The sequence below is a fragment of the Nonomuraea sp. ZG12 genome (assembly GCF_052068115.1).
Classification (GTDB): Bacteria; Actinomycetota; Actinomycetes; order Streptosporangiales; family Streptosporangiaceae; genus Nonomuraea.
In genome coordinates this window covers 280,428-304,815 of sequence record NZ_JBQHCW010000003.1, presented here as the reverse complement: position 1 = coordinate 304,815, position 24,388 = coordinate 280,428, and the positions used below count along the sequence as shown (strand labels likewise).

The window sequence follows — 24,388 nt, the reverse complement described above, 5'->3', positions numbered from 1 at the left end:
CCACCCTGCACGAGCCCGGCCTCAGGCACGAGCCCGGCTGGTGATCAGTTGGGGCGGAGCGCGGACTTGAGGCGGCCGAGCAGGGTGCGCTCGCCGGTGTCCGCCGGCGCGGTGGCGGCGAACGGCTCCGGGGCGGGAGCCGTCACGGCCGGCGCCTGTGGCGGCGCGGGCTTCGGCCAGTAGCGGTCCGGTGGCACATGCCGTACACCATGGGTGGTCTCGATGATGTCGTCCAGGTCGTCGCCGAGTTCGGCGAGCAGCTCCGCGCGGGCCAGCGCGGAGGTCCGCTCCAGGCGGGCGGTGCGGCCGTCGGGCAGGTCCACGATCAGCACGCCCGTCAGGTCCTTCTGGACCGTCTCGATCATGCGCTCCAGCGTCGCCCGGTGCAGCGGCACGTCCACCGGTCCCCGATAGCGGAACGGCGTGGGCGCGGGCGTCGGCGCGGCCTCGTCGATGAGCCGGATCCGCTCGTCATGCGCGAAGACCTCCCGCAGCACCCGCAGGTCGAACCACGGGTCCTCCAGCACCGAGCGCCGCCCGTCGCGCAGCAGCGACCAGGGCGCGACCAGGGTCACGACCACGTCCTGCAGCTTGCCGTCGAGCGCCGCGGACACCGCCTGCCGCACCACCGACTCGGGGGTGTCGGCGATGTCGAGGACGATCTCGACGTACGGGACCAGCCAGTGGCGGCCCCGGTCCTTGCGCAGGTCGCGGCGGAGCGGGATGCGCTGCGCGAGGTGCGGCTCCACGGCCCGTACGGCGCGTTCCCGGTCGCGATGCTGGGCGGGCAGCCCCAGGTGGACGGCCTGGGCCTCCAGCTCCGGCACGAACACCACGCCGTGCATGGCCAGCCGGTAGGCGAACTCGGTGTCGCCGCCGCGGGTCACGCCCGGGTCCAGGCCGCCGACGGCGTGGAAGATCTCTCTCGGCAGGGCGATGGTGGGCCCTGTGCACACGTGGTAGGGATTGCGGCTCTTGCGCAGGCCGTCGGTCTTGGCGATCGTCGCCTCGGTGGAGCTCCCCGGGGCCTGGGCCAGGTCGAACACCTCGCCCAGGTGGCGGGCCCGGTAGACCTCGCCGGGCGTGAGCGGCGGCGTCTCGACGAACTTCTTCATCCCGATGGTGACCAGATAGTCGGTCACGTGGTGCCAGCGGGCCATCGCCTCGATGTGCTCGCGGCAGGCCACCATGTCGGCGTCGAGCCGTTGGATGATCTCGCCGTCGGCGGCCTTCACGCCGGTGTTGACGGCGTTGGAGATGCCCCAGCCGGTCTCCGGCCGGACGATCCGGATGTTGTCCGGCCGCAGCTCCGGCAGGCGGATGGGCGGCTCGCTGCCGTCGTCCACGACCAGGACCTCCATGAGGTGGCCCGGGTACGTCTGCGCGGCGAGCGCCGCCAGTGTCAGATCCAGGTGCGGCCCGCCGCGCGCGGGAATGACCACGCTCACGGACAGGGTGGGCGACCAGGCGCCGAGCTCCGGTGGAACCAGAGCGGAATAGTCGTTCTGCGGCATAGCAGGACGCGCGTTCATCGTGAGACCCCCTGCGACGAACCCTAGCGAGAGATGCTGAGATTTTCCTGAATAATGACGTTCTTGAGGGCTCTGTCCACGCACTGGACTCGGCTCCGCGTCCACCCTGCCGACCCCGTACACTCGGTGCCCAACAGCGCAGGTAGGGAGACATCAATGAGCAGGTCCTGGCGTGGCCTCATCGAGGAGTACCGCGATCGGCTTCCGGTCACCCCGAAGACGCCCGTCGTCACGCTGCTCGAAGGCGGCACCCCGCTGGTGCCCGCGCACCGCGTCTCCGCCCTCACCGGATGCGACGTCTTCCTCAAGGTCGAAGGCGCCAACCCGACGGGCAGTTTCAAGGACCGCGGCATGACGATGGCCATCAGCAAGGCCGTCGAAGAGGGCGCCAAGGCGGTCATCTGCGCCTCCACCGGCAACACCTCCGCCTCGGCCGCCGCCTACGCCGTGCGCGCCGGCCTCACCTGCGCCGTCCTGGTGCCCCGAGGCAAGATCGCCATGGGCAAGCTGGCCCAGGCCCTCGTCCACGGCGCCACGCTCCTGCAGGTCGAGGGCTCCTTCGACGACTGCCTGGAGATGACCCGCAAGCTCTCGTCGAGCTACCCGATCGCGCTGGTCAACTCCGTCAACCCGTTCCGGCTGCAGGGCCAGAAGACCGCGGCCTTCGAGATCGTGGACACGCTCGGCGACGCTCCCGACATCCACTGCATCCCGGTGGGCAACGCCGGCAACATCTCCGCCTACTGGATGGGCTACCAGGAGTACGCCACCGACGGCGTCTCCACCAAGCGCCCCCGCATGTTCGGCTTCCAGGCCAGCGGCGCGGCCCCCATCGTCGACGGCGCGCCGGTCACCCACCCGCACACCATCGCCACCGCCATCCGCATCGGCAACCCCGCCTCCTGGCAGCTCGCCACGGCGGCCCGCGACGAGTCCGGCGGCGTCATCAAGGCCGTCACCGACCGTCAGATAGCCGCCGCCTACAAGCTGCTGGCCCAGGAAGAGGGCGTGTTCGTAGAGCTCGCCTCGGCGGCCAGCGTCGCCGGCCTGCTCCAGGCGCACGCTGACGGCCTCGTCGCCCCCGGCCAGCGGATCGTCTGCACGGTCACGGGCAACGGGCTCAAGGACCCCGACTGGGCCATCTCCGGCGCTCCCGCTCCGGTCACGATCCCCATCGACGTGCACGCGGCCGCTGCGGCTCTCAACCTCGCCTGACCATGCGGGCGGCTGCCGCCCTCTCGGCGCGTGCGTGGCTTACGTGATGGTCCTTCTCGCGTGTACGGATGCCGTACGAGATGGGTGGGTTCATGTACGCCCATAGAGAAATTGACCGCAGCTTCATAGAGGAATGACGCGGACAATGGCGAGAAAGGCTCAGGAATGACGACCGTTCACATCCGCGTGCCGGCGACGTCGGCCAATCTGGGGCCGGGGTACGACGCCCTGGGACTGGCGTTGAGCCTCTACGACGACATCGACGTCTCGATCGCCGACAGCGGCGGCGTGGAGGTCGTCGTGGAGGGCGAGGGGGCCGGGGAGCTCGACACCGGTGAAGGGCATCTCGTCGTCAAGGCGATGCGCGGGGCCTTCGACCGGATGCGGACGCCGCAGCCGGGCGGGATTCGGTTGCGGTGCCATAACAGGATTCCGCACGCTCGCGGGCTGGGCAGCTCGTCCGCGGCCATCTGCGCGGGGATCCTCGCGGCGCGGGCGCTGGCGCACGACGGCGACCTGACCGACGACGAGGTGTTCGCGCTGGCCGACGAGATGGAAGGGCACCCGGACAACGTCGCTCCCTGCCTGGCCGGTGGGCTGACGATCGCCTGGACGCAGCACGGCGGCACACCACGTATGGTGAAACTGGTTCCCGATGCGAGCATCCGGCCCGTAGTGATCGTTCCGGCGACGCGGCTGGCCACGGAGACCGCCCGGGAGCTGTTGCCGAAGGATGTGCCCCACAAGGACGCCGCCTTCAATGCCGGCAGGGCCGCGTTGCTGATCGCCGCGCTGACCCAGCGGCCTGAGCGGGCGTTGCTGCTCGCCGCCACGGAGGACCGTCTCCATCAGGACTACCGCGCGCCTGCCATGCGCGAGAGCGCGGATCTGGTAGAACGTCTGCGTGCAGTGGGCGTGCCCGCGGTCGTTTCGGGAGCGGGTCCCACGATCCTCGCGTTTTCAACATCGGATTCGCAGGATTTGATCGCGCCAGAAGTGGGTAATGACTGGCACATCCAGCTAATGGACGTCGACCCAGTTGGTGCGAACGTTCAGGTTCCCGAGACACGCTGATGCCTCTTTAGACCTTCAGGGAATAGCCGTGTGCGCTGGTGATGTTAGGCTGATAGCCGCACCAGATGCCCCCTTGTTGGGTGCGCGTGCTTGTCAGCCGTACATCGCTGCATCATGCTTCACGTCGCGAGGCGTGAGCAGCGCGGCTGTCTCCCCGGAATCCGTTGCCTCCGGTTGGCCCACACCCGGTTGGCCCAACGTGAGGCGGCGACGACGGGGATCTACGCGTTCGAATCACCTCGACATCTGGCTGGCGGCAGCAATCTTAGGGGTTGTCATCCACTCGTCACCGTCCTGTGGCGGCCTGGACGAGCCCCTTGCCAAGAGTGGCGACCGTCCCCAGCGGCGGCCGAAGATCGCAAAAGTGCACCCCGGTTCGGTCTGTCCCGCCGGATCGCAAGCACATCCGGGACGCCCGGCGAATGAATCCGGCGCCCGACCCCTGGGAAGGACCTTTTAGTTGAGCGACACCACCGAACTCCTCTCCGACGCACCAGGCACACCTGCTGCGACCGGCGACACCCCCACCCGTGCCGCGGCCAAGCCGCGTGCGCGTCGCTCCGGCACCGGCCTGTCCGCCAAGGTGCTGCCCGAGCTGCAGAAGATGGCCGCCGAACTGGGCATCAGCGGGACCGGGCGCATGCGGAAGAGCCAGCTCATCGCGGCCATCCAGGAGAAGCAGGGTGGCGGCACCGGGGACGGCGCGCCCGCCACGGCAACCGCGACCGAGGCGCCTGTCGCCGCCGACGCGGCTCCCGCCGCAGAGCGGCCCACCCGCACCCGTCGGGAACGTTCCCGCACCAAGACCGTGGAAGAGCCGGTCACGCAGGCCGCCGCCGAGCCGGTGGTCACGGCCGCCGAGCCCGTCGTGGCGCCGGCCGAGCCGGTCGTCGAGCAGGCCGCTCAGCCCACGCAGTCCACCGAGACCCCGCAGGGTGACTCGCGTGGCGACCGTGGCGAGAGCCGCCGTGAGCGTCGCGGCCGTGGCGAGCGCCGTGACCGCGGCGAGCGTGGCGGCAACGACCGCGCCGGCGACCGCGGTGAGATCCGTGGCGAGAGCCGCGACAGCTCCCGTGACGGTGGGCGCGACGGACGTGACACCCGTGACACCCGTGACACCCGTGACACCCGTGACACCCGTGACACCCGTGACATCCGTGATGGCGGTCGTGACAGCGGTCGCGACGGTGGCCGTGACGGTGGCCGTGACGGGCGTTCCGACCAGCGCGAGCGCGCTGCCGACTCCGGCGGTCGTGGCAACGACCCGCGCGGCGGCGGCGACGACGACGAGCGGGGCGGACGCGGGCGCCGGGGCCGCTTCAGGGAGCGCAACCGTGGCCGTGGCCGCGAGCGCTTCGACAGCAGCGAGCCCGTGATCGGCGACGACGACGTGCTCATCCCGATCGCCGGCATCCTCGACATCCTCGACAACTACGCCTTCGTCAGGACGAGCGGTTACCTTCCGGGCAGCAACGACGTTTACGTCTCGCTCGCCCAGATCCGCCGCAACGGTCTGCGCAAGGGTGACGTCATCACCGGCGCCGTCCGCCAGCCGCGCGACGGCGAGCGGCGCGAGAAGTTCAACGCCCTGGTCCGCCTCGACACCGTCAACGGCATGGACCCGGAGCAGGCCCGTAACCGGCCGGACTTCAACAAGCTGACGCCCCTCTACCCGCAGGACCGCCTGCGCCTGGAGACCGAGCCGAACATCCTCACCACGCGGATCATCGACCTCGTCTCCCCGATCGGCAAGGGCCAGCGCGGTCTCATCGTCTCGCCGCCCAAGGCCGGTAAGACGATGGTGCTGCAGTCGATCGCCAACGCGATCACCCGCAACAACCCCGAGTGCCACCTCATGGTCGTGCTCGTGGACGAGCGGCCTGAAGAGGTCACCGACATGCAGCGCTCGGTCAAGGGCGAGGTCATCCACTCGACCTTCGACCGTCCCGCCGAGGACCACACCACCGTCGCCGAGCTCGCCATCGAGCGCGCCAAGCGCCTGGTGGAGCTGGGACACGACGTGGTCGTGCTGCTCGACTCGATCACCCGTCTGGGTCGCGCCTACAACCTGGCCGCCCCGGCGTCCGGGCGCATCCTGTCCGGTGGTGTCGACTCCACGGCCCTCTACCCGCCCAAGCGCTTCTTCGGCGCCGCCCGCAACATCGAGAACGGCGGCTCGCTGACGATCCTCGCCACGGCCCTGGTCGAGACCGGGTCCAAGATGGACGAGGTCATCTTCGAGGAGTTCAAGGGCACCGGCAACATGGAGCTCAAGCTCAACCGCTCCCTGGCCGACAAGCGGATCTTCCCCGCGGTGGACGTCGACGCGTCCGGCACCCGTAAGGAAGAGATCCTCATGGCCAAGGACGAGCTCCAGATCGTCTGGAAGCTCCGCCGCGTGCTGCACGCGCTGGACATGCAGCAGGCTCTGGAGCTGCTTCTGGAGAAGATGAAGGAGACCTCCTCCAACGCGGAGTTCCTCCTCCAGGTCCAGAAGACGACCGTGAGCAACGACCGCGACTAGCGCGCGAATCGTGACGAAGCGGCGGGGGAGAACCCCCGCCGCTTCCTCGCGTTCCGGGCCGTTCTACCGCACGTCCACCAGACGCTGCGGCGACAGGGCCGCTCGGGTGCTCCGCGTGCCCGGCGACGTGACGCGGAAGTAGCCGTCGGTGCCGGCCTTGAAGGACTTGGTGTACTTGCCGGACCGGTTCGTCCTGACAAAGGCGACGAGCTTGTACGTCCTGGTGCCCTTGGCCTTGAAGTGGACCTTCAGTCTCTTGCTCACGTACGGCTCGGCGCCCCGGTAGGCCTTGCCGTATACCCGGAAATACCTGCCCTTCTTCACCTTCTCGGCCGCGCCGATCGTGACCCTGGCCCGAGTCTTCCCCGAGACGCCCTGGGCCGCCGCCCGCACGGTAAAGGGCGCCACCCCCTTGAGGACCTCCCCGCCGCGCGTGGCGTAGATCTCCAGCGTCCACGCGCCGGCGGTGCTGTCGTCGCCGAAGTAGGCCGTGCCCCGGTGGTAGCCGCCTGGCTCGAGCGCCAGGTTCCCCAGGTCGTAGTACTGGCCGCCCCTGTCGCTGACGAGCTTGGCCGACACCATGCCGGAGCCTTCGACCGTGGTCTCGACCGAGACCTTCACGTCCTTGCCCCTGACCAGCGGGACGGGGTCGGGGGCGACGGAGGCGGAGGTGATGCGCTGCTTGCCGGCCACCCTGACGGTGAAGTCGTTGGTCCGGGTGGTCTGGCGGACGACGCTGACCGTCAGCTTCCAGCGGCCGGCCGGGTCGTGCTCGCCGATCGTCCACTTCCCGGTGACGACGGCCTCGCGCTTGAAGTCGAACGTGACCGGCCGGGCGGGCTTCCCCGGCGCCGCGATCACGCCGGTGACCTTCCTGACCGTCATCGGGTCCCGGAGCTTGAGCGTCACAACGGCTCCGGCCTCGCCCTGGACCGGAACGTACGCATTGGCCGAGACATCCCCCATGAAGTCCGGCCCCGAGTCCTGCGCGGTGGTCAGCGCGTGCTGTGAGGCGTACGCGCCGGTGGCGGTGAGGCCTGAGCCTCCGAAAAGAACGGCGACCCCCGTGGCGGTCGCGAGCAGCGACCGCACCCTTCTCTTCATCAGATGAAAGATCCTTAGTCGGTGAAAGTGATGCTTGGTGCGGCGGAGCCTAGTGTGACCGCCGCGACCGTCGCCATAAACACCGGGGGAATGGCTGGTGGCCCTGGGTGGTTGAACCATCTGGCACACTGGTAGCTGACCGATTTCGCGGTTCCGGCTCCCGCCCATGCGCATCTGACGCACCAGCTGGCGACCCGGCGACCGCACCCGAAAGGACAGCCATGAAGCGCGACATTCACCCCGACTATCACGTCACGCACGTCACCTGCACGTGCGGCGCCACCTTCACCACCCGCAGCACCGCCAAGAACGGCGTGATCCACGCTGACGTGTGCTCCGCCTGCCACCCGTTCTACACGGGCAAGCAGAAGATCCTGGACACCGGTGGCCGAGTGGCGCGCTTCGAGAAGCGCTTCGGCAAGAAGCCCTCGGGCAACTAGCTTCACCGACGCCGATCCGGACGCACCATAGCGTGCGCCGGGTCGGCGTTCTTGGTGAAAGGCCCGCCCACACGCAAGACGAAGGATGCACGGTGAACCTCGACGAGTTGCTCAAGGAGTATTCCGAGCTGGAGTCGCAGCTCGCCGATCCCGCCGTGCACGCCGACCAGGTCAGGGCCCGCACGCTCGGCAAGCGCTACGCCCAGCTCACCCCGGTCGTCGGCACCTACCGCGAGCTGGAGGCGGCCCGCGACGACCTGTCCGCCGCCAAGGAGCTCGCCGGTGAGGACGAGGGGTTCGCCGAGGAGGCCGCCGAGCTGGAGAAGAAGCGCATCCCCCGGCTGGAGGAGCGGCTCAAGCACCTGCTGATCCCGCGCGATCCCAATGATGACAAGGACATCATCATGGAGATCAAGGCGGGCGAGGGCGGTGAGGAGTCCGCGCTGTTCGCGGGTGACCTGCTGCGCATGTACCTGCGCTACGCCGAGCGCATCGGCTGGAAGGCCGAGATCATCGACAGCCAGCCCTCCGACCTGGGCGGCTACAAGGACGTCGCGGTCGCGATCAAGGCCAAGGGCGACGACGGCGTGTGGTCCAGGCTCAAGTTCGAAGGCGGGGTGCACCGCGTGCAGCGGGTGCCCGTCACCGAGTCGCAGGGCCGCATCCACACCAGTGCCGCAGGGGTGTTCGTCTACCCCGAGGCCGAGGACGTCGAGGTCCAGATCGACCCCAATGAGCTGCGCATCGACGTCTACCGCTCCAGCGGCCCCGGCGGGCAGAGCGTCAACACCACCGACTCCGCCGTCCGCATCACCCACCTGCCCACCGGCACCGTGGTCTCCTGCCAGAACGAGAAGAGCCAGCTGCAGAACAAGGAGTCGGCGATGCGCATCCTGCGCGCCCGGCTGCTGGCCATCGCCCAGGAGCAGGCCGACGCCGCCGCGCAGGCCGAACGCAAGTCGCAGGTGCGCACCGTCGACCGTTCCGAACGCGTACGCACCTACAATTATCCCGAGAACCGTATTTCCGACCACCGGGTCGGCTTCAAGGCGTATAACCTCGACCAGGTTCTCGACGGTGAGCTCAATGCCGTCACCCAAGCCCTCATCGACGCCGAAATGGCGGAGAAGCTCGCACAACACTCATGACATTTCTGCTGGACGAGATCGCCCTCGCCACCGCGCGGCTGGCAGAGGCAGGTGTGCCGTCCCCGCGCACGGACGCGGAGGAGATCGCGGCATTCGTCCACGGCGTGCGCAGGAGTGAGCTGCACACCGTCAAGGACGCCGACTTCGACGCGCTGTTCTGGGAAGGCGTCGCCAGGCGCGAGGCGCGTGAGCCGCTCCAGCACATCACCGGCCACGCCTACTTCCGCTACCTCGAGCTCGCGGTCGGGCCCGGCGTCTTCGTCCCCCGCCCCGAGACCGAGGTCATGGCGGGCTGGGCCATCGATACGCTGCGCGCCATGGACGTCACCGCGCCCATCGTCGTCGACCTCGGCACCGGCTCGGGCGCCATCGCGCTGTCCATCGCCCAGGAGGTCGCGCTCTCCGAGGTGCACGCCGTCGAGGTCGACCCCGACGCCTACGGCTGGGCCAAGCGCAACATCACCGAGCACGGCCAGGGCCGCACCCACCTGCACCCCGAAGACCTCGCCGAAGCCCTGCCCGAGCTCAACGGCAAGGTCGACCTGGTCATCTCCAACCCGCCCTACATCCCGCCCGGCGCGATCCCGCGCGACCCCGAGGTCCGCGACTACGACCCCGCCCGCGCCCTCTACGGCACCGGCGACGACGGCCTCGGCGAGGTGCGCGCGGTCGAGCGCACCGCCCGCCGGCTGCTGCGCGCCGGCGGCTGGGCGGTGGTCGAGCACGCCGACGAGCAGGGCAGGTCGGTCTATCTCACATTCCCCGAGGACAACGGCTGGCGTGACGTACGGCTCCGCCAGGACCTGACCCGCAGGGACCGCTTCGTCACCGCCAAGCTCGGCCAGGACTAGGATGCACGCCGTGGGGAAAAGCTTTGACTGCACCGACCTCGAACAGCGGGCCGAAGGCCTGGTCGAGGCGACCGCCGCCGTCCGCCGCGGCGAGCTCGTCGTGCTGCCGACCGACACCGTCTACGGCATCGGCGCCGACGCCTTCACGCCGGCGGCGGTCACCGCGCTGCTGGAGGCCAAGGGGCGCGGCCGCGACATGCCGCCGCCCGTCCTCGTCGGCACTGTCAGAGCCGCCAGCGCGCTGGTCGAGGACCTCGGCCCCTACGGCCAGGACCTGATCGACGCCTTCTGGCCGGGCCCGCTCACGCTGGTCTGCAAGGCCAACCGGGCGCTGTCGTGGGACCTGGGTGACACCAAGGGCACCGTGGCGCTGCGCATGCCGCTGCACCCGGTCGCGCTCGACCTGCTCAAGGAGACGGGCCCGATGGCGGTTTCCAGCGCCAACCGCACGGGCTCCGCCGCGGCCGTCACGGCCGCGGAGGCCAAGGAGCAGCTCGGCGAGTCCGTCGCCGTCTACCTCGACGGCGGCAAGACCACCGACAGCACGCCGTCCACCATCCTCGACCTGACCACGGCCGTCCCCCGCCTCCTCAGAGCGGGCGCGATCCCCGTCGGGAAGCTTCGCGGCATCATCGGGTACGTCGCCACCGACGAGTGACGTATACCGTCTGCTTATCCCGGCTGCGCGGGCGGCCGGCTCGACATTACGGTGAAGCCCGGAGCAGCGACGTCCGGGAGTGACCCATGAGCAAGTTCGACGGCATGGATCCCAAGCTGGTCCGTGACCTGCTGGGTGAGGCGAAGCGGGCGGCGGAGGAGCTGCGCAGGGTCGAAGGGCGCGTCGGCCAGATCATGACCGGCGCCGGCCTGGCGACCCAGACCACCCACCGCCCGGCCCAGGTGGCCGACGCGGCGGACAAGATGGTCAAGGACGTCACGGCCCGGCTGGGGGTGCTGGAAAAACGCGTCGCCGACCGCGACACCACCCGCCCGTCGACCGCCGACCCCAAGCAGAACGGCTACGACAACCCTCCCACCGACACCGGCAAGTCCGAGAGCAAGCCGGACGGGAAGGTCGAGGACGGCAAGCCGGACGGGAAGGTCGAGGACGGCAAGCCGGACGGGAAGGTCGAGGACGGCAAGCCGGACGGGAAGGTCGAGGACGGCAAGCCGGACGGGAAGGTCGAGGACGGCAAGCCGGACGGGAAGGTCGAGGACGGCAAGCCGGACGGGAAGGTCGAGGACGGCAAGCCGGACGCGAAGGTCGAGGACGGCAAGCCCGACGCGAAGACCGAGGACGGCAAGCCCGACGGGAACGTCTGTCAAGACGATGTGCAGGATCGGGGGATCACCGATACTCCTGCGAAGGATCACCCGGATGATCGCGATCCGAGTAGGCCGCAGGTCGTCGAAGTGGACGGGGTCAAGGTGATCCAGGTGCCCATCGACCCGCCGACGGCCAACCAGCTGGAGAGTCTCCTCGAGAATTTGGACAAAGTTCAGCCGATAGACATGCCGCAAGTGGATGGCCGACCTGGCCAGGCGGATGGTTACGCGGATCGGCCTCCCAGCAGCGATCAGTCCCCTCGAAATGATCAGCCGATTCGCAATGATCCGCCGACCGGCTCCGATCAGCCGATTCGCAATGATCCGCCCACTGGCTCGGGTCAACCTGCTCGAATTGACCCGCCCACTGGTGCGGCGCCACCGTCGGGTACGGATCAGCCACCCGCAACGCAGCCCCCTGCCTCGGATGGTTGCTCGGACAACGGCAGCGGTCGCGACAGCGGGACCTCACGTGACGCTCAGCCGGGCGACCAGGACGTACGCGACCCCAGGCAGGACGGCAACGCCGAGCGGAACGACAACGCCCGGCAGGACGGCAATGCGGCGCGGGACGGCAGCACGGGGCAGGACAACGCCCGGCAGGACGCTTACGGCGGGCGGGACGGCAACACCGGGCAGGACAACACCGGGCAGGACAACGCGAGGCAGGACAGCGGTGGGCGGGACGGTGTAGGGCAGGGGGCGCGTGATGAGGGGGGCGGGTTGGTGGTGCCGCCCACTCCGCCGCCGGACAGTGCCAACGGCACCCAGTCGGTGGGTACGCAGAGCCCGCCGCGGTACGACGGAACGGGCGTGAACGCCGTCCCCGGAGCGCCTGCGGGGGTGAGCGCCTGGGTGAGCGACGGCGGCGACGTGGTGTCGGTGAACGTCGATCCACCCACCGCGGACTCGATCCGCCTGCTGGTGGGGGACGCGCGGGGAGTCCAGCCCGTGGAGATGCCGGGCGTGGAGGCGCCGGGTGCGAAGGTGCCGGGCGTGGAGGTGTTGCCGGGAGAGTGGAGGGACGGGGTGTGGGTGCCTGAGGACATCGAGCCCGATGGACCGCGTGGATCGGTCGATCCGGGGACACCGGAGAGGAATGCCTGATGTACGTGGACCCGCCCGCGCCACGCCCGCGCCAGCCCGGGGAGACACCGCCGTCGACGTCCGGCGGTGTGCTGGACGACCAGCCGAGGGCCTGGGAGTTCAACCCTGAGTACCAGCGGCTCGTGACGGCCTGGCAGAACGTCCTGCCGTTACTGGAGAGCCTCACGTCGTCCCTGGACAAGGCCTACCAGCTCGCCAGAAGCCCGCAGACGTGGGACGCGCCGGTCGGCGCCCGTTACGTCGAGGACCTGCAGGAGTGGCGTACCAGGCTCAATCTGTACCGCCAGGCCGTGCTCACGTCGATCAGCGACGAGGCGGCCGACACCCCGCGGTGGATCCCCAGCGCGATCGGAGCACCGCACGCCTTCTCCTGAATACCCGACAAATCTGGATAAATCCGGAAGCGTGCTCGTACAGTGGGATTATGGGTGTTGAGCCCACCTACGGCCCCGACTTCGACCAGCTCCAGCGGCAAGATCCGGAGCTGGCGCAGGTCCTGCTGGACGAGGTCGAGCGGGTGCGCGCCGGCCTCCAGCTCATCGCGAGCGAGAACTTCACCTCGCCCGCCGTGTTGGCCGCCCTCGGCTCGACGCTGAGCAACAAGTACGCCGAGGGCTACCCGGGCAGGCGCTACTACGGCGGCTGCGAGGTCGTGGACCGGGCCGAGCGGCTGGCCATCGAGCGGGCCCGCGAGCTGTTCGGCGCCGAGCACGCCAACGTCCAGCCGCACTCCGGCGCGTCGGCGAACCTGGCCGCGTACGCCGCGTTGCTGCAGCCCGGCGACACGATGCTGGCCATGGCGCTGCCGCACGGCGGGCATCTCACCCACGGCTCCAAGGTCAACTTCTCCGGCAAGTGGTTCGACGTGGCGTCCTACGGGGTGCGGCGCGACACCGAGCTCATCGACTACGACGACGTCCGGGACCTGGCGCTGAGGCGGCGGCCCAAGCTCATCGTCTGCGGCGCGACGGCCTACCCGCGCCTGATCGACTACGGGGTGCTGCGCGGGATCGCCGACGAGGTGGGCGCCTGGCTGCTGGCTGACGCGGCGCACCCGATCGGCCTGATGGCGGGCCGTGCCATTCCGTCGGCGGTGCCGTACGCGGATGTCGTCACCTTCACCACGCACAAGTCGCTGCGCGGGCCGCGCGGCGGCGGGATCCTGTGCACGGCGGAGCTGGCCGCGCGGATCGACCGGGCGGTGTTCCCGTTCGTCCAGGGCGGGCCGCTGATGCACGCCGTGGCGGCGAAGGCGGTGGCGTTCGGGGAGGCGCTGCGGCCGGAGTTCGCCGACTACGCGCGGCGGGTGGTGGCCAACGCGCGGGCGCTGTGCCAGTCGCTGGCGGCCGAAGGGATGCGGCCCGTCTCGGGGGGTACGGACACGCATCTGGCGCTGATCGACCTGCGTGACCTGGGGATCTCCGGGGCTGAGGCGGAGCGCCGGTGCGCGGCGGCGGGGATCACCCTCAACAGGAACGCGATCCCGTACGACCCCGAGCCACCGGCCGTGACCTCGGGCATCCGCGTCGGCACCCTCTGTGTCACCACGCAGGGGCTGGGGCTCCAGGAAATGGCGGAAATCGGCGCGCTGGTGGCCCGGGCCATCCTGCGGCCCGAGTCCGCGGAGGACGTGCAGGCAAGCGTGGCTGCGCTGCTGGCCATCCATCAGCCATATCTCAGCGAATATTAAGCTGTTCTGAGTCGTTTTCCGGTCACGAGCAGCCGGAGCATCCTGGAAACTAGGACTGTGCGCGAATACCTGTTCATGGCGCTCATCGCGGCAGCGGTGACCTATTTGCTCGTCCCGTTGGTGCGTAGGTTCGCCATCCGCATCGGCGCCATGCCGGAGATCCGCGATCGAGACGTGCACACCACACCCACGCCGAGGCTGGGCGGCCTGGCGATGTACGGCGGGCTGGTGGCGGGCCTGCTGGTCGCCAGCGAGCTGACCAACACGGGCGAGGCGCTGGCCGACTCCGACGGCCAGCCGGTGCTGGCGTTGATCATCGGCGGCGGCCTGATCACGGTGACCGGCTTCCTGGACGACTGGTGGGGCATGGACCCCTTCATCAAGCTGGCCGGCCAGATCGCGGCCGCCGGCGTGCTGGTCTACTACGGCCTGCGGCTGACCTACATCCCGCTGCCCAAGGACTGGGGCGGCTCCACCAGCCTCGACTACACCCTGAGCACGATCATCACCATCCTGGTCGTGGTGGTGGCCATCAACGCGGTCAACTTCGTCGACGGGCTCGACGGGCTCGCCGCCGGGATCGTGTGCATCGCCGGCATGGCCACCTGGGCCTACTCCATCTTCCTCAAGCAGAGCATCACCGGTGACCGCATCACCACCACCGCGGCCATCACCGCCGTCCTCATCGGCACCTGCCTGGGCTTCCTGCCGCACAACTTCCATCCGGCCAAGATCTTCATGGGCGACACCGGCGCGATGCTCATCGGCCTGGTGCTCGCCTCCTCGATCGTCACCGTGACCCCGGTCGACCCGTCCGTCATCGAGGGCATCAACCGGTTCGGCGTGCTGCTGCCGCTGCTGGTTCCCGCGGCGGTCCTGGTGTTGCCGCTCATCGATCTGATAACGGCGGTGGTGCGGCGCACCTCCTACGGCATGTCGCCGTTCGCGCCCGACCGCGGGCATCTGCACCACCGGCTGATGGACATCGGCCACTCACACCGCCAGTCCGTTCTGATCATGTACGCGTGGGCCTTCCTGTTCGCGTTCGGCATCTTCGCGATGTCCGCGATCGGCGTGCCGGTGCTGCTGTTCCCGGTGATGATCCTGCTGGCGCTCGGTGTGCTGGTCATGATGGCCGCGCCGCGGTGGCGCCGGCGGGCCAGGGCGCTGCGTGACCGGGCGGGCGACGACGACGGGCCGCCCACCGGTCCGATGCCGCCGATCGTGCCGGAGGCCGAGAGCAGGCGGCAGCTGCCCCCGGAATCGGGGCCGGCGCAGGAGCGAGCGAGCGCCGAGCGCAATCCGGTCATACCCGCCTTCCCAAGCCGTCCGTGACAGCGACCTAGAAACGGCAGGTAAAAGCGGTCTTCCGTGCGCTTGTGATATCTTTCACGAGCAGGGGCCCCCGGATACACAAGTTCAGGGGGTAGCAAACGCTCGCTTGACAACATGCTGATGGAGCACCGATGCAAGCCAACGACGTGCGCGTACTCAAAAGCGCCGCGATCCCGACCTTGGCCGTCGGAGTGGTTGCCGTGGTCGTGGCTCTGCTGGCGGCCGGTGGCAGAGGTGCGCTGGGCGCGGTGATCGGCACCTTGCTCGTCGCCGTCTTCTTCAGCATCAGCGTGGTGGCCGTCTCCTACGCCGCGCGAGTCTCCCCGCAGATGATGGCCATCGCCGCGATGGTCAGCTACCTCGTCAAAGTCATCGTCATCATGGTGATGCTGGTCACGTTCGGCGACACCACGCTCTGGAACCCTCAGGTTTTCGCCTGGTCAGTGGTGGTGTGCACGATCGTCTGGACCGCCTTCGAAGTCCGGGCCTTCATCAAGACCAAGATGCTGTACGTCGACCCCGAAGCCAAGGTTCCCGGCCAGGGCGACCGATGAGGCTTACTAACCGGACGGGGCCCGATATGACTAGTCCTCTACTCGCCTGCTATCGTCAGGGCCGCGATGAGCGAACAAGAACGTCGACCGGAAACAGACGGTCGCGACTTCGCCGACGCCATGTGGTCGGTCCCCAGCTATCTTCTCGCCGGGATGGCGGTCTACGGCGGCATCGGGTGGTTGCTGGACCGGTGGCTGGACCTGTCCGCGTTCTTCCCCATAGGCATCGTCCTGGGGCTGGTGCTCGCCGGCTACGCGGTCTACCGGAGGCACGGTCGCTAGTCCCACGCAGCGACCGCTTCTCTGAGGAAACTCTTGTGATCAACTACGACGTTGAAGGGAACGCCGCGTGAGTGCGCTGACGGTCCTAGCACCACCGGGAGAGTTCGGGGCGCCCACGCCTGACGAGCTCTTCACGTTGCCCCCCATCATTCCCGGGGTCTACTGGTTCACCAAGCCGGTCCTGCTCGCCATGTTCGCCTCGGTCCTCGTGATCGCTTTCTGCTGGGCGGCCTTCGCCAAGCCCAAGCTGGTTCCCAGAGGCGTGCAGAACGTCGCCGAGTACGGCTACATGTTCGTGCGCGACCAGGTCGCCCGGCCCTTCCTCGGCAAGGACGCCGACCGGTGGATGGGGCTGCTGCTCACCCTGTTCTTCCTGGTGCTGGTCTGGAACCTCATGGGCGTCATCCCGGTGCTCCAGTTCCCGGTCGCCTCGCACATCGCCTTCCCGGCCGTGCTCGCGATCTCGATCTACGTGCTCAAGGTCTACCTGGGCGTCAAGCACCAGGGGCCCGTCGGCTACTTCAAGAACATGATGTTCCCGCCGGGGCTGCCGAAGCCGATCTACCTGCTGCTCGCCCCGATCGAGTTCCTGTCGAACATGATCATCGCGCCGTTCACGCACGCCGTGCGACTGTTCGCGAACATGTTCGCCGGCCACATGCTGCTGGCCTTCTTCAGCATGGTGGGCTTCTGGTTCCTGTTCGAGGCGCTGACCCCGCTCGGCGCGCCCATCGGCGTGCTCGGCGTGATCATGACCATCGTGCTCACCGGCTTCGAGATGTTCATCCAGTTCCTGCAGGCATTCCTCTTCGCGATGCTGGCCGCGATGTACATCAACGGCGCACTGCACGCGGATCACTGAGAACCACATACCGGAATATCCATGACCGGTGAGACTCCACTTCACCGGCCGTTCAGTAAAGGAAACAAGCAATGAGCGTGAGCGTTCTCGCTGAGGTCTCCGGCAACGTCACCGCCATCGGTTACGGTCTTGCCGCCATCGGCCCCGGCATCGGCGTCGGCATCATCTTCGGTCAGGGCGTGCAGGCCATCGCGCGTCAGCCCGAGGCCTACGGCCTGATCCGTCAGAACATGCTGCTCGGCTTCGTCCTCACCGAGGCCCTCGCCCTGATCGGGCTGGTCGCGCCGTTCATCTTCGCGAACCTCTAAAGACCAGAAGAATCCCCTGACGAAAGGCTGCATCCATGAAAACGGCAGCTACGCTCCTCGCGGCGGCGGAGGAGGGTGCCAACCCTCTGATTCCGCACACCTACGAGCTCGTCGTCGGTATCTTCTCGTTCTTCGTCGTCCTCTTCGTCGTCGGTAAGATCCTCGTCCCGCGTATCCAGAAGACGCTGGCCGAGCGCACCGACGCCATCGAAGGCGGCATCAAGAGGGCAGAGGAGGCCCAGGCGCAGGCGCAGGTCCTGCAGCGGCAGTACAGCGAGCAGCTCGAAGAGGCCCGTCGCGACGCGGCACGCCTTCGCGAGGAGGCTCGTGAGCAGGCCGCGCAGATCAAGGCGGAGCTCCGCGAGGAGGCGCAGGCCGAGGCCCGCCGCCTTGTCGCGGCGGCGCACACCCAGATCGAGGCGGACCGCCAGGCCGCCTTCGCCCAGCTCCGCAACGAGGTCGGTCGCCTGTCGACCGAGCTGGCCAGCCGGATCGTGGGTGAGTCCCTTGAGGACGAGGTCAGGCAGCGCCGCACCGTCGACCGCTTCCTCGACGAGCTGGAGAGCTCAAACGCGCAGGCGGTGGGTTGATGCGGGGCTTGAGCAGGACCTCGCTGGCAGAGGTCGAGGAGCGCTTCAACGTGGTCGCCGGCAGCGCCGACCTCGGCACGCTCTCCGACGAGCTGTTCGCCGTCGCGGATCTGCTCGACCGGGAGCACGGCCTGCGCCGGGCCCTGTCCGACCAGGCCAGGCCCGCTGAGCAGAAGTCGCGCACTGTGCGCGCGCTGCTCGACGGCCGGGTCAGCGAGGCCGCGATCGCCACCGCCGAGGCAGCCGTCTCGGCCAAGTGGTCGCGCGCCGGTGACCTGGCCGACGTGCTGGAGCGGCTCGGCGTCATCGCCGCGGCGGCCGAGGCCGAGGGCCGGCGCAAGCTCGACGAGGTGGAGGACGAGCTCTTCCGCTTCGGCCGCATCCTGGCCGCCAACCCTCAGCTGCGCCGCGCGCTCGCCGACGCCTCCGCCCCGGAGACGGACAAGCGGGACCTGCTGCGCGACCTGCTGGCGGACAAGGTGGCACCGACCACCCTGCGCCTGGTCACGCAGGTGGCGGTGCATCCGCGAGGACGTAACCTGGAAACAGGCCTGGAAGAGTTCGGCCGGCTCGTGTCGCAGCAGAGCCAGCGCCTGGTGGCGGTGGTGCGCAGCGCCGTCGAGCTGTCGGAGGCGCAGAAGCAGCGGCTCGCCGCATGGCTGCGTTCCTCCTACGGCCGCGACGTGCACCTGAATGTCGAGGTGGACAAACGAGTGCTCGGTGGGTTCTCGGTCCGCATCGGCGACGAGATCATCGACACCACCATTGTGGGACGAATCGAAGAAGTCCGCCGCCGGTTGGCCGGCTAGGCGAATAGGGAGACAGAGTAGAGATGGCGGAGCTTACGATCCGGCCGGACGAGATCCGGGACGCGCTTGAGCGCTTCGTCCAGGCGTACGAACCGGAAGGCGCCGCGCGCGAGGAGATCGGGACCGTCGTCGACGCCGGCGACGGCATTGCCCATGTCTCCGGCCTTCCCTCGGCGATGGCGAACGAACTGCTCGAGTTCGAGGACGGCACGCGCGGCCTGGCACTTAACCTCGACACCCGCGAGATCGGTGTCGTGGTCCTGGGCGAATTCAGCGGTGTCGAGGAAGGTCAGACGGTTCGCCGGACGGGCGAGGTCCTGTCCGTACCCGTCGGCGACAACTTCCTCGGCCGCGTAGTAGACCCCCTGGGCAACCCGCTCGACGGCAAGGGCGCGATCGAGTCCGAGGGCCTTCGCGCCCTTGAGCTCCAGGCCCCCTCGGTCGTCCAGCGGCAGCCGGTGAAGCAGCCGCTGCAGACCGGCATCAAGGCGATCGACGCCATGACGCCGATCGGCCGCGGCCAGCGCCAGCTGATCATCGGTGACCGTGGCACCGGCAAGACCGCGATCGCCGTGGACACCATCCTCAACCAGCGCGAGAACTGGGCCTCGGGTGACCCCGAGAAGCAGGTGCGCTGCGTCTACGTGGCCGTCGGCCAGAAGGGTTCGACGATCGCGCAGGTGCGCTCCCGCCTCGAAGAGGCCGGCGCGCTCGAATACACCACGATCGTCGCCGCCCCGGCGTCCGACCCCGCTGGTTACAAGTACATCGCCCCCTACACCGGCTCGGCCATCGGCCAGCACTGGATGTACCAGGGCAAGCACGTTCTGATCATCTTCGACGACCTCACCAAGCAGGCCGACGCCTACCGCGCCGTCTCGCTGCTGCTTCGCCGCCCGCCGGGTCGCGAGGCGTTCCCCGGTGACGTCTTCTACCTCCACTCCCGTCTGCTGGAGCGCTGCGCCAAGCTCTCCGACGACATGGGCGCGGGCTCGATGACCGGTCTGCCGATCATCGAGACGAAGGGCAACGACGTCTCGGCGTTCATCCCGACCAACGTCATCTCCATCACCGACGGCCAGTGCTTCCTGGAGACCGACTACTTCAACGCCGGCATCCGGCCTGCGATCAACGTCGGTATCTCGGTGTCCCGAGTCGGCGGCTCCGCGCAGTCCAAGGCGATGCGGAAGGTCGCGGGCACGCTGCGGCTGTCACTGTCGCAGTATCGCGACCTGGAGGCCTTCGCGGCCTTCGCGTCCGACCTGGACGCGGCCTCCCGCGCCCAGCTCGACCGCGGCCAGCGGCTGACCGAGCTGCTCATCCAGCCCCAGTACTCCCCGTTCCCGACCGAGCACCAGGTCGTGTCGGTCTGGGCGGGCACCACGGGTGAGCTCGACGAGGTCCCGGTCGAGGACATCCGGCGCTTCGAGACCGAGTTCCTGGAGTTCATCCAGAGCTCGCACAAGGGCATCTTCGACAGCATCCGCGAGAGCGGGCAGCTGGGCGACGACACGGTGACCGTGCTCAAGGACGCCATCACGGAGTTCAAGAAGGGCTTCACCACCTCCTCCGGCGAGCTGCTGGTGAAGGACGAGCCGGTGGCTCCGCTGGGAGCCGACGAGGTCGGCCAGGAGAAGATCCGCAAGGTCGTTCGCCCGGCGGAGAAGAAGTAGCCGATGGGTGCCCAGCTAAGGCTGCTGCGGCGGCGGATCAAGTCGGTCAAGTCGACCGCCAAGATCACGCGTGCCCAGGAGCTCATCGCCTCTTCGCGGATCGTGAAGGCGCAGATGCGGATGCAGGCGGCGCTGCCGTACGAGCGTGAGATCACTCGCGCCGTGACGGGCGTCGTCAGCAACGCGGCGAGCGTCGATCATCCGCTGACCGTGGCGAAGGAGAACCCCGCCAAGGCGGGCGTCCTCGTCGTCACCAGTGACAGCGGCTTCTGCGGCGGCTTCAACGCCAACGTGCTGCGTGAGGCCGAGGCCCTGCGTGGGCTGCTGGCCGCCCGTGGCATGGACGTGGTGCCGTTCGTCACCGGCCGGAAGGGTGTCACCTGGCACAGCTTCCGCAACCGCGAGATGGGCGGCCAGTGGGTCGGCTTCTCCAGGGCCCCTGCCTACAAGGACGCCAAGGAGATCGCCGAGACGCTGATCGACTCGTTCAAGGACGAGAACGGCATCGACGAGATCCACATCGTCTCGACCGAGTTCATCTCCATGCTCACGCAGAACGTCGTGGTCAAGCGCGTGCTGCCGCTGGAGGTGGAGGAGACCGAGGCGTCCGAGTCCGACGCGATCCCTCCGTACTTCGAGTTCGAGCCGACCGCGGCCGACGTGCTGGAGTCGCTGCTGCCGCGCTACGTGGAGTCCCGCATCTTCACGGCGCTGCTGGAGTCCGCGGCTTCGGAGGAGGCGGCGCGCCGCCGGGCGATGAAGTCCGCCACGGACAACGCCAACGAGCTGATCCGCGTGTTCACCATGCAGATGAACCAGGCTCGCCAGGCAGAGATCACCCAGGAAATCAGCGAGATCGTCGGTGGCGCCAACGCGCTCGCTGACGCCGCAGCGGGGAAAGAGTGAAATGACTGCAGAGGCTGTTGAGACTGTTGAGACCCCCGTGGCCGGTGTCGGCCGCGTGGCTCGCGTCACAGGGCCCGTCGTCGACGTGGAGTTCCCCGTCGAGGCGATGCCCGAGATCTACAACGCGCTGACCCTCGAGGTGACCCTCGGCGGCGAGGCCAAGACCCTGACCGCGGAGGTGGCCCAGCACCTGGGTGACAACCTCGTCAGGGCCATCTCCATGCAGCCCACCGACGGTGTCGTCCGTGGGATGGCCGTCGTCGACACCGGGGCGCCGATCTCGGTGCCCGTCGGCGACGTCGTCAAGGGCCACGTGTGGAACACGCTCGGCGAGTCGCTGGACGTGCCGACCGCGTCGCTCAAGATCACCGAGAAGTGGGGCATCCACCGCCCGTCTCCGGCGTTCGACCAGCTGGAGTCGCGCACCGAGATGCTCGTCACGGGCATCAAGGTCATCGACCTGCTCACCCCGTACGTGCTGGGTGGCAAGATCGGCCTGTTCGGCGGCGCGGGTGTGGGCAAGACCGTCCTCATCCAGGAGATGATCCGCCGGGTCGCCCGTAACTTCGGTGGCACCTCGGTGTTCGCCGGTGTGGGCGAGCGCACCCGTGAGGGCAACGACCTCTGGCTGGAGATGGAGGAGGCGGACGTCCTCAAGGACACCGCGCTCGTCTTCGGCCAGATGGACGAGCCCCCGGGCACGCGTCTGCGCGTCGCGCTGTCGGCTCTGACGATGGCTGAATACTTCCGCGACGTGCAGAAGCAGGACGTGCTGCTCTTCATCGACAACATCTTCCGCTTCACGCAGGCCGGTTCGGAGGTCTCCACGCTGCTGGGCCGTATGCCCTCGGCCGTGGGTTACCAGCCGACGCTGGCCGACGAGATGGGTGTTCTCCAGGAGCGCATCACCTCGACGCGTGGTCACTCGATCACCTCCATGCAGGCGATCTACGTGCCCGCCGACGACATCACCGACCCGGCTCCGCACAACGCGTTCGCGCACCTCGACGCGCAGACCGTGCTTTCGCGGCCGGTCTCGGAGAAGGGCATCTACCCCGCGGTGGACCCGCTCGACTCCTCCTCCCGGATCCTCGACCCGACGATCGTCGGCGAGGAGCACTACCGGGTGGCGCAGGAGACCAAGCGGATCCTGCAGAAGTACCGCGAGCTCCAGGACATCATCGCGATCCTCGGTATCGACGAGCTGTCCGAAGAGGACAAGGTCACGGTGCAGCGGGCCCGTCGTATCGAGCGGTTCCTGTCGCACCCGATGTACGCCGCCGAGGCGTTCACCGGTCAGCCGGGCGAGAACGTGCCGCTGGACGAGACCATCGCCTCCTTCAAGGGCCTCTGCGCGGGTGAGTACGACCACCTGCCCGAGCAGGCGTTCTTCATGGTCGGTGGCATCGAGCAGGCCGTGGCCAAGGCCAAGGAACTCGAGCGCCGCTAAGTCGCCCCACACGGTGGTGGCACGGTTCGCGAACCGGGCCACCACCTGATCGGAAAGGAACCTACACAAGTGGCGAAGCTACGCGTAGGGGTTGTCTCACCCGAGCGTGAGATCTGGTCGGGCGAGGCCGACATGGTGATTGCCAAGACCGTGGACGGCGAGATCGGTATTATGCCGCAACACGCACCTGTGCTCGGCGTTCTCGTCGAGGGCGGCGTGCTGAAGGTGAAGCGGGAGGGCCAGGACGACCTGGTCGCCGCGGTGCACGGCGGTTTCATCTCCGTGGCCGACGACGAGGTGTCCGTGCTCGCCGAGGTGGCCGAGCTCGGTTCCGAGGTCGACGTCGCGGCTGCCCGTGACGCTCTCGACCGGGCTCAGGCCTCGATCGAGGCCAACCAGGAGGACGCCGACGCGTCTGTCGAGGCCAAGCGGGCGAGGGCCCGGCTGCGCGCGGCGGGCGAAGAGGTCTGATCATCACGAGTCCAGGGGGCGGCATGGTAGCGACGATAGTGACGTGTGTGCTGCTTGCCGCCGCCCTGATGGTCGCGCGCCATCTCCTGCTGGCCCGTCGTGGCAGCGTCCCCTGCCGCATCCGGGTGGGTGAGGGCGCCTGGCGCAGTGGCGTAGCCCGCTACGCCGACGGGGAGCTCCACTGGATCCCGTTCCTGGGTGTGCGACTTCGGCCGCGCCACGCTATCGCGAGGCGCGGCCTTGTCGTTTCCCGGCGTCGTGAGCTCGACGGTGGCCTGTTCGCGGTCGACTGTTCGGGCTCGACGCGTGATCTGTCGCTGGCGATGAGCGACGACGCGCTGACCGGTTTTCTGGCCTGGCTGGAGTCCGCGCCTCCCAGCGCCTATCTGGACGTCGCCTAGCGCTGTCCGGACGTCGCCCAGCGCTATCCGGCCGCCCTGGCGCTATCTGGTCCCGCCCGGCTTCCACAGGATCTCGCTGCCGGCGTGCGCGACCCGGCACAGGATGAACAGCAGGTCTGACAGGCGGTTGAGGTATCTCGCCGTCAGCGGGTTCATGTCCTGGTGCGCCTCCAGCGCGGCCCAGGTGGTCCGCTCGGCCCGGCGTACGGTGACCCGGGCGAGGTGGAGAGCGGCGGTGGCGGGGTCGCCGCCCGGCAGGATGAAGCTGCGCAGGGGCTTGAGCTCCGCGTTGAAGCGGTCGCACTGCTCTTCGAGCCGGTCGACGTAGGACTGCTCGACCCGCAGCGGCGGGAACTCCGGGTTTTCGGTGATCGGGGTGGCGAGGTCGGCGCCCAGGTCGAACAGCTCGTTCTGGACCCGCACGAGGACCGCCACGAGCTCGGCGGACAGGGTGCCGTGTGACATCGCCAGGCCCAGGTGGGCGTTGGCCTCCTCCACGTCCGCGTACGCCGCCAGCCGGGAATCGGTCTTCGACGTGCGGCTCATGTCGCTCAGCGTCGTCATGCCGTCGTCTCCCGTGCGGGTGTAGATCCGGGAGAGAACGACAGGCTTGTCCTTGTCTGCGCGCGTCATGAGGTCAGCGTAATGACAAATGTCATCGAGAACGGACGCGCAGCGCATCCCCGTTCGCTGATTTCCGCAACTACCAGGGCGAATGCCATGTAGGACACCATCT

The 24,388-nt window shown here is 68.6% G+C and carries 25 protein-coding genes; 22 read left to right on the top strand and 3 right to left on the bottom strand.

Annotated features, from left to right (window positions below; translation table 11 throughout):
• Window positions 1–44 precede the first annotated feature (44 nt).
• Window positions 45–1,532 carry a glycosyltransferase gene (locus ACTMTF_RS13310; RefSeq protein WP_441110862.1) on the bottom strand — a complete coding sequence of 496 codons (1,488 nt, stop codon included), beginning with the start codon at window positions 1,530–1,532 and terminating at the stop codon, window positions 45–47.
• 156 nt (window positions 1,533–1,688) lie between these two features.
• On the opposite strand from ACTMTF_RS13310, the gene thrC reads away from it, so the two are divergent.
• The 3 genes from thrC to rho all read left to right on the top strand — a co-directional run bounded on the left by thrC (window position 1,689) and on the right by rho (window position 6,345).
• The gene (gene thrC, locus ACTMTF_RS13305; protein ID WP_441110861.1) at window positions 1,689–2,747 is read left to right on the top strand and encodes a threonine synthase; all 1,059 of its coding nucleotides are present in this window, start codon (window positions 1,689–1,691) and stop codon (window positions 2,745–2,747) included.
• A 165-nt stretch (window positions 2,748–2,912) separates the two neighbouring features.
• On the top strand, window positions 2,913–3,821 hold the full coding sequence (thrB, locus tag ACTMTF_RS13300) for a homoserine kinase (RefSeq protein ID WP_441110860.1): 909 nt from the start codon (window positions 2,913–2,915) through the stop codon (window positions 3,819–3,821).
• 460 nt (window positions 3,822–4,281) lie between these two features.
• A complete protein-coding gene (gene rho / locus ACTMTF_RS13295) occupies window positions 4,282–6,345 on the top strand; it encodes a transcription termination factor Rho (RefSeq protein ID WP_441110859.1) in 2,064 nt (687 codons plus the stop codon).
• A gap of 63 nt (window positions 6,346–6,408) precedes the next feature.
• On the opposite strand, the gene ACTMTF_RS13290 is transcribed toward rho, so the two are convergent.
• On the bottom strand, window positions 6,409–7,449 hold the full coding sequence (locus tag ACTMTF_RS13290; protein WP_441110858.1) for a hypothetical protein: 1,041 nt from the start codon (window positions 7,447–7,449) through the stop codon (window positions 6,409–6,411).
• 221 nt (window positions 7,450–7,670) lie between these two features.
• On the opposite strand from ACTMTF_RS13290, the gene rpmE reads away from it, so the two are divergent.
• The 19 genes from rpmE to ACTMTF_RS13195 all read left to right on the top strand — a co-directional run bounded on the left by rpmE (window position 7,671) and on the right by ACTMTF_RS13195 (window position 23,652).
• Window positions 7,671–7,889, top strand: coding sequence for a 50S ribosomal protein L31 (gene rpmE, locus ACTMTF_RS13285; protein WP_397010318.1), 219 nt, complete (start codon window positions 7,671–7,673; stop codon window positions 7,887–7,889).
• A 92-nt stretch (window positions 7,890–7,981) separates the two neighbouring features.
• Window positions 7,982–9,037 (top strand): peptide chain release factor 1, encoded by a 1,056-nt coding sequence (gene prfA / locus ACTMTF_RS13280; protein WP_441110857.1) that lies wholly within the window; start codon window positions 7,982–7,984, stop codon window positions 9,035–9,037.
• The gene (gene prmC, locus ACTMTF_RS13275) at window positions 9,034–9,888 is read left to right on the top strand and encodes a peptide chain release factor N(5)-glutamine methyltransferase (protein WP_441110856.1); all 855 of its coding nucleotides are present in this window, start codon (window positions 9,034–9,036) and stop codon (window positions 9,886–9,888) included. Before prfA ends, prmC begins: the two co-directional genes overlap by 4 nt.
• Window position 9,889: 1 nt before the next feature.
• Window positions 9,890–10,546, top strand: coding sequence for an L-threonylcarbamoyladenylate synthase (locus tag ACTMTF_RS13270; protein ID WP_441110855.1), 657 nt, complete (start codon window positions 9,890–9,892; stop codon window positions 10,544–10,546).
• Between the two features lie 86 nt (window positions 10,547–10,632).
• A complete protein-coding gene (locus tag ACTMTF_RS13265; RefSeq protein WP_441110854.1) occupies window positions 10,633–12,321 on the top strand; it encodes a hypothetical protein in 1,689 nt (562 codons plus the stop codon).
• Window positions 12,321–12,695 (top strand): hypothetical protein, encoded by a 375-nt coding sequence (locus ACTMTF_RS13260; RefSeq protein ID WP_397010306.1) that lies wholly within the window; start codon window positions 12,321–12,323, stop codon window positions 12,693–12,695. Before ACTMTF_RS13265 ends, ACTMTF_RS13260 begins: the two co-directional genes overlap by 1 nt.
• 50 nt (window positions 12,696–12,745) lie before the next feature.
• Window positions 12,746–14,011: a serine hydroxymethyltransferase gene (gene glyA / locus ACTMTF_RS13255; protein ID WP_441110853.1), complete on the top strand. Its 1,266-nt coding sequence runs from the start codon at window positions 12,746–12,748 to the stop codon at window positions 14,009–14,011.
• A 57-nt stretch (window positions 14,012–14,068) separates the two neighbouring features.
• Window positions 14,069–15,346: an undecaprenyl/decaprenyl-phosphate alpha-N-acetylglucosaminyl 1-phosphate transferase gene (locus tag ACTMTF_RS13250; RefSeq protein ID WP_441110852.1), complete on the top strand. Its 1,278-nt coding sequence runs from the start codon at window positions 14,069–14,071 to the stop codon at window positions 15,344–15,346.
• A gap of 131 nt (window positions 15,347–15,477) precedes the next feature.
• Complete coding sequence (locus ACTMTF_RS13245) at window positions 15,478–15,900, top strand: hypothetical protein (RefSeq protein WP_397010300.1); 423 nt, start codon at window positions 15,478–15,480, stop codon at window positions 15,898–15,900.
• Between the two features lie 66 nt (window positions 15,901–15,966).
• On the top strand, window positions 15,967–16,182 hold the full coding sequence (locus tag ACTMTF_RS13240) for an AtpZ/AtpI family protein (RefSeq protein WP_187281350.1): 216 nt from the start codon (window positions 15,967–15,969) through the stop codon (window positions 16,180–16,182).
• A 67-nt stretch (window positions 16,183–16,249) separates the two neighbouring features.
• The gene (atpB, locus tag ACTMTF_RS13235; RefSeq protein ID WP_441110851.1) at window positions 16,250–17,044 is read left to right on the top strand and encodes a F0F1 ATP synthase subunit A; all 795 of its coding nucleotides are present in this window, start codon (window positions 16,250–16,252) and stop codon (window positions 17,042–17,044) included.
• 71 nt (window positions 17,045–17,115) lie between these two features.
• Window positions 17,116–17,352, top strand: a complete 237-nt coding sequence (gene atpE / locus ACTMTF_RS13230; protein WP_397010296.1) for an ATP synthase F0 subunit C — start codon at window positions 17,116–17,118, stop codon at window positions 17,350–17,352.
• 35 nt (window positions 17,353–17,387) lie between these two features.
• Complete coding sequence (locus ACTMTF_RS13225) at window positions 17,388–17,942, top strand: F0F1 ATP synthase subunit B (protein ID WP_441110850.1); 555 nt, start codon at window positions 17,388–17,390, stop codon at window positions 17,940–17,942.
• Window positions 17,942–18,751 carry a F0F1 ATP synthase subunit delta gene (locus tag ACTMTF_RS13220; protein ID WP_441110849.1) on the top strand — a complete coding sequence of 270 codons (810 nt, stop codon included), beginning with the start codon at window positions 17,942–17,944 and terminating at the stop codon, window positions 18,749–18,751. The genes ACTMTF_RS13225 and ACTMTF_RS13220 overlap by 1 nt, the downstream gene beginning before the upstream one ends.
• 23 nt (window positions 18,752–18,774) lie before the next feature.
• Complete coding sequence (gene atpA, locus ACTMTF_RS13215) at window positions 18,775–20,424, top strand: F0F1 ATP synthase subunit alpha (RefSeq protein WP_441110848.1); 1,650 nt, start codon at window positions 18,775–18,777, stop codon at window positions 20,422–20,424.
• A gap of 3 nt (window positions 20,425–20,427) precedes the next feature.
• On the top strand, window positions 20,428–21,330 hold the full coding sequence (locus tag ACTMTF_RS13210) for a F0F1 ATP synthase subunit gamma (RefSeq protein ID WP_441110847.1): 903 nt from the start codon (window positions 20,428–20,430) through the stop codon (window positions 21,328–21,330).
• A 1-nt stretch (window position 21,331) separates the two neighbouring features.
• Complete coding sequence (gene atpD, locus ACTMTF_RS13205) at window positions 21,332–22,780, top strand: F0F1 ATP synthase subunit beta (protein WP_441110846.1); 1,449 nt, start codon at window positions 21,332–21,334, stop codon at window positions 22,778–22,780.
• Window positions 22,781–22,849: 69 nt separating this feature from the next.
• Window positions 22,850–23,251, top strand: coding sequence for a F0F1 ATP synthase subunit epsilon (locus ACTMTF_RS13200; RefSeq protein WP_397010284.1), 402 nt, complete (start codon window positions 22,850–22,852; stop codon window positions 23,249–23,251).
• Between the two features lie 23 nt (window positions 23,252–23,274).
• Window positions 23,275–23,652 carry a DUF2550 domain-containing protein gene (locus tag ACTMTF_RS13195; RefSeq protein WP_441110845.1) on the top strand — a complete coding sequence of 126 codons (378 nt, stop codon included), beginning with the start codon at window positions 23,275–23,277 and terminating at the stop codon, window positions 23,650–23,652.
• Window positions 23,653–23,694: 42 nt separating this feature from the next.
• On the opposite strand, the gene ACTMTF_RS13190 is transcribed toward ACTMTF_RS13195, so the two are convergent.
• Window positions 23,695–24,285, bottom strand: a complete 591-nt coding sequence (locus tag ACTMTF_RS13190; protein ID WP_441110844.1) for a cob(I)yrinic acid a,c-diamide adenosyltransferase — start codon at window positions 24,283–24,285, stop codon at window positions 23,695–23,697.
• Window positions 24,286–24,388: the final 103 nt, after the last annotated feature.